Origin of the sequence: Pseudonocardia lacus, from assembly GCF_018531445.1 — a bacterium.
In the GTDB taxonomy this organism is placed as follows: domain Bacteria; phylum Actinomycetota; class Actinomycetes; order Mycobacteriales; family Pseudonocardiaceae; genus Pseudonocardia; species Pseudonocardia lacus.
The window spans coordinates 1-4,191 of the sequence record NZ_JAHDTH010000350.1 but is presented as its reverse complement, the minus strand read 5'-3'; the positions used below and the strand labels follow the sequence as shown (position 1 = coordinate 4,191).

At 77.1% G+C, this 4,191-nt stretch carries 5 protein-coding genes; 1 reads left to right on the top strand and 4 read right to left on the bottom strand.

The annotated features are described in order from the left end of the window. Positions 1-128: 128 nt before the first annotated feature. Entirely contained in the window at positions 129-968 is an 840-nt protein-coding gene (locus KIK08_RS37515) for a sugar phosphate isomerase/epimerase family protein (protein WP_308258141.1), read from the top strand. Positions 969-1,089: 121 nt separating this feature from the next. On the opposite strand, the gene KIK08_RS37510 is transcribed toward KIK08_RS37515, so the two are convergent. The 4 genes from KIK08_RS37510 to KIK08_RS37495 all read right to left on the bottom strand — a co-directional run. Then, complete coding sequence (locus KIK08_RS37510; RefSeq protein WP_214408069.1) at positions 1,090-1,452, bottom strand: hypothetical protein; 363 nt, start codon at positions 1,450-1,452, stop codon at positions 1,090-1,092. 32 nt (positions 1,453-1,484) lie between these two features. After that, positions 1,485-2,132, bottom strand: a complete 648-nt coding sequence (locus KIK08_RS37505) for a class I SAM-dependent methyltransferase (protein WP_214408068.1) — start codon at positions 2,130-2,132, stop codon at positions 1,485-1,487. A gap of 36 nt (positions 2,133-2,168) precedes the next feature. Then, positions 2,169-3,035 carry a diacylglycerol/lipid kinase family protein gene (locus tag KIK08_RS42110; RefSeq protein WP_214408067.1) on the bottom strand — a complete coding sequence of 289 codons (867 nt, stop codon included), beginning with the start codon at positions 3,033-3,035 and terminating at the stop codon, positions 2,169-2,171. Positions 3,036-3,061: 26 nt separating this feature from the next. Then, positions 3,062-4,191 (bottom strand): DUF3500 domain-containing protein (locus tag KIK08_RS37495; protein ID WP_214408066.1); only part of this gene is annotated, 1,130 nt, incomplete at its 5' end.

Genomic DNA, 4,191 nt, shown 5'->3' with positions numbered 1-4,191 from the left:
AAGACGGTGGAGCGAGGGGCCAAGCCACCTGAGCCATCGAGGGCAGCCAGCATGAAAACCATCCTCGCTCCACCTGCATCACCCCATCCTCTCCGACGACGGGGGACGTCTCTGGAAGGTAGGGCGGTGTGACCATCGGGCTGCAGCGGCTGTCGCTGAACCAGAAGACCGTCGACCAGTGGGGCGTGCGCCAGGTCGTCGACGGCTGCGCGCGGGCCGGGATCGGCGCCGTCGGCCTGTGGCGCGAGCCGGTGGCCGACATCGGCCTGGAGAAGGCGGCGAAGCTGGTGCGCGACGCCGGGCTGCGGGTCTCGACGCTGTGCCGGGGCGGCTTCCTCACCGCCGCCGACCCCGACGGGCGCGCGGCCGCGCTGGCCGACAACCGCCGCGCGATCGAGGAGGCCGCGGCCCTGGCCACCGGCGTGCTGGTGCTGGTGGTCGGCGGGCTGCCGGCCGGCGACCGCGACCTGCCCGGGGCCCGCGGGCGCGTCGCCGACGCCGTCGCCGAGCTGGTGCCGCACGCCCGGGCGCACGGGGTGCGCCTTGCCCTCGAACCCCTGCACCCCATGTACTGCGCCGACCGCGCCGTCCTGTCCACCCTCGGGCAGGCACTCGACATGGCCGAGCAGTTCCCGGCCGGTGCCGTGGGCGTCGCGCTGGACACCTTCCACGTCTGGTGGGACCCGCAGGTCGAGGCCCAGATCGCCAGGGCGGGGGAGCGGATCGCGACCTACCAGCTCGCCGACTGGGTCCTCCCGCTGCCGGCCGACGTGCTGCTCGGCCGCGGATACCCGGGCGACGGCCACGTCGACTTCCCCGCGCTGACCGCCGCGGTCGAGGCCGCGGGCTACACCGGCGACATCGAGGTCGAGATCTTCAACGCCGACGTCTGGGCGCAGGACGGGGACGACGTGATCGCCACCGTCGTCGAGCGGTACCGCCGCATCCTCGGCGACCTCGCCCCGTAGCGCGGCCCCGGCTGCCGCCACGCACACCCGCTGCCGTCACGCACACCCGGTCGCCGTGGAGCACATGTCCCGACATGTGCGCGGCGACCACGGGGTGTGCGTCGCGGTGGGTGGGCGCGACTCAGAAGCCCTGCGGGTTCGCCGCCACGATGGGTTCGCACGCGGCGTGCGCCTGCGCGGCGATCCGGTCCGGACCCCAGCCCTGCGCCCTGGCCTGCTCCTCCAGCACCCGCAACGCGTCGTTCTGCTCGCTGGTCAACCCGCGGTGCTGGTAGTCGTAGGCCTCGCCGGGCACGCCGGCCAGGTCCTGACCGGCCCAGTAGACGAGCTGCCCGGCACAGGCCACGACCGGGTCGGGAGCGGGCGAGGTCGTCGGTGCGGGTGCGGGCGCCGGCGCGGCGGGATCCCCGCCCGCGCACGCCACCGGCAGGGCCGCAACGGCGAGGACGGCGAGGACGACCGCCGGACCCGAGGTGCGCGACATGCGCCGACCGTAGCCCGGCCCCACCGGCCCGCTCACCACCACAGCGGCCGGCTGAGCCGGTGGATGTCGACGTCCGCCTCCCGCCCCGGCGCCGTCTCGACGCTCGCCCACCGCTCCCGCGCCGCCCGCAGGAACTCACCGGCCAGCGGCCGGCGCGGGTCGGCGATCCACGCCTCGCCGTCCCGGGCGACCAACCGGGGCAGCAGCGCCAGCAGGGTGTCGACGTTGCGCTGCCCGTAGAGCACGTCGGCGGCCAGCACCAGGTCCCACGGCCCGCGGTGCAGCAGCTCGTCGGGCTCCTCCCACGAGCAGACCGCGGTCTGCACGGCCACCCCGTTGTGCTCGGCGTTGACCGCGGTGAAGGTGAGCGCGTCGGGGGAGCGGTCGGTGGCCAGCACCCGGGCGCCGCCGAGGGCGGCGGCGATGGCCGGCAGCCCCAGCCCGCAGCCCAGCTCCAGGACCGCGGCGCCGGGTCGGGCGCGGGCGGAGACGGCGTGGGCGAGCGCCACCCCGCTGGGCCACAGCTCGGCCCAGTACGGCGGGTAGGCCTGGTCGACCTCGTCCTCGTAGAGCAGGGCCGTGGCGTCGCGCGGCCGGACGAACCCGATCGACCCGGCGCACAGCTCGATCGTGCCCGCCACCAGGTCCAGCCGGGGGTCGGTCGGCGGGGGAGGCTCCACCCCGCACAGTCTGCTCCAGGTCCGCCGGGTCCGGGCCTACCGCGGGACCAGCACCTGCAGCGCGGCCGGCCGGACCGAGACCCGCAGCGGGGCGTCGGCGTACGGCTCGCCGTCCGCGTGCACCGGCACCGGCCGGTCGATCGACAGCTCGACCTCCCGGCCGCGGCGCACCTCGACGTCCGGGCGCCGCAGGTGGGTGCCGGCGTAGACCTCGCGCATGGCGGCGATCAGCGTCCAGCGCGACGAGTCGGGGATGACGAGCACGTCGAGCAGCCCGTCGTCGACCTCCGCGGTGGGCACGATGTGCATGCCGGCCCCGTAGTAGCCGGAGTTCGCGATCACCACCGAGTAGCCGCGCGTGGCCCACTCCTCGCCGTCGATGCCGATGCGGAACCCGGCGGGGCGGAACGAGAGCAGCGCGCGGACGGCGCTGTAGGGGTAGACCAGGGCACCGGGGACGCGGGGCCGGGCGTTGGCGATCGCGTTGGCGATCGAGTCGACCCCGGCGTAGACGCTGCCCAGCGCCACCCGCCCGCCGCTGTCCAGCACGTCGACGCGGCGGATGCGCCCGGTGCGCAGCACGTCCGCGACGGCCGCGGGGTCGGTGGGCAGCCCCAGCTGGCGGGCGAAGTCGTTGCCCCGCCCGGCCGGGGCCATGGCCAGCACCCCGCCCGCGGCCACCACGGGACCGGCCACGCAGCCGGTCAGCCCGTCGCCGCCGACGGCGAGCACGGTGCGCCCCCGCGCGCAGGCCCGCTCGGCGATCTCGCGGGCGTGCGCGGGGTGGCGCGTCCGCTCGACCTCGAGGGCGCTGGCCGGCAGGGCGTCGGCCAGCCGCCGGGCGACGGCGAGCGCGGCGCCGCGGCCGGCCGCCGGGTTCACGACCGCGGTGACGGGTTCCACCGCAGCAGCATGCCCGGTCGGTCGGTCTAGTGGTGGACCGCGCGGTGGGCGGCGAGCGCGTCGAGGCCGAAGTCGGCGCCGGGGTCGCGCCACACCGAGTGGGCGTGGTTGGCCCCGCGCTGGGTGTTGTCCCACTCCAGCAGCAGCCGCGGGCCCTGCAGCCGGTAGTAGTGCGGTTCGCCGGGCGCGGTGGGCCCGGCCCAGGCGAAGTGCACGGCGTCGAGCGCCGCCTCGTCGGCGTAGCGCGCCACCGGGGACACCCCGGCCGGGACGCGGTCGAGGTAGGTGCCCAGCAGCGCCCGCAGCAGCTCGCGCTGCCCGGCGTCGAGGTCGGCGGCGGGCAGGCCCTTGGGCGCGGCCGTCAGCGCGACCGCCCGGTGGTCGTCGCCGTCGAGCCCGCTGGCCTCGTCGATCGCGTCGCTGGCGGCCTGCAGCCGGTCCCGCTCGGCGGCGTCGGCGAAGGGCCCGCGCCAGATCCCGGTGAGCGGGATGGCCCGGTCGCCCTCGGCGAGCTCGGTGCGGTTGCCGGCGACGATGTCGGCAGGCGCCCGCCCCAGCAGCACGGCGCGGGCGGCCGCGTCGGGGGCGAGCGAGCGGACGAGCTCGCGGCCCAGGTCCTCGACCCGCCCGAGCAGCCGCAGCCGCTCGCCGCCGAGCAGCGGTGCCGACGCCGGGTCGGCCCCGAGGAAGCACGGGGTGGTGGCGACCACGGCCCCGTCGACCACGAGGTTGTTCAGCGACACGTGGTGCCCGCCGAAGCGCCACCCCCACGCCCCGCTCGGCCCCGGCTCGCCGAACACCCGCAGGTAGTACAGGCCGGGGTCGCGGCCGCGCTCGCGGTCGAAGCGCGCGACGAAGCCCTCGGTGCGGTCCAGGACGTTCTCCAGGCCCATCACCGAGGCCACCGTGGTGTAGGCGGCCTCGGACAGCCCGGAGGCGACCAGCCGCATCGCCGCCCGCTGCTGGGCCGGCCGCTGCTGGTGCACGGTGAGCCCGCCGTGGTCGGTGGGCGTGTAGAACCAGCGCCTGCGCTCGGCGTCGTCGGCCGCGTCGCCGCTGGGCGCGGCCCCGGTGGCGACGCCGAGCTGGTCGCGGTCGAGCGCGTCGAGCCAGGCCCGCGCCGCCGCGGCCATCGCGGCCGCGACGTCGCGGGCCG